We start from the raw sequence: 411 nt of genomic DNA, 5'->3' as shown, positions 1-411 counted from the left end.
GCCAACCCCGGATGCGGGAGGTCACTTGATGATTTGTGCCATACCGCATTGGCCGCCCGATGCAGCTCAAGACTGTACTTGGCCATGAGCTCCGAAACATCAACAGGTTTGGACGTGCCATCAGAGATTGACTTGCCGCTGGTAAGGAACAGATAGAGAGCAGCGAGTTCCTCAAGGCGCTCAAACTCTGATTCGACGGCGAAGCTAGATGGCTGTCCGTCCCTTGCGAAGATTTCGATGGGCGGGTCATCGCTCTCGCGATCTGCGATATAGAGGTAAGTCCAAGATCGACTGTAGACATGATCAGAGTCGCCTTCCGTATCAACGTTGCGATTCTCCCCGTACAACAGGTCAATGAAGACACGAAAGTCTGGTCTTTCTCTATCAATCTCGACAATGTGCATTGTTGGC

Annotated in this window: 1 protein-coding gene; it reads right to left on the bottom strand. The window is 52.3% G+C overall.

Features of this window, described 5'->3' with window-relative positions; genetic code table 11:
* Nucleotides 1-411 (bottom strand): hypothetical protein (locus tag J5837_RS07660; protein ID WP_210536073.1); only part of this gene is annotated, 411 nt, incomplete at both ends.

This window comes from Pseudoxanthomonas helianthi (assembly GCF_017939625.1).
Classification (GTDB): domain Bacteria; phylum Pseudomonadota; class Gammaproteobacteria; order Xanthomonadales; family Xanthomonadaceae; genus Pseudoxanthomonas_A; species Pseudoxanthomonas_A helianthi.
Note: the sequence above shows the minus strand (reverse complement) of the source record. Positions and strands in the feature narration are given on the sequence as shown.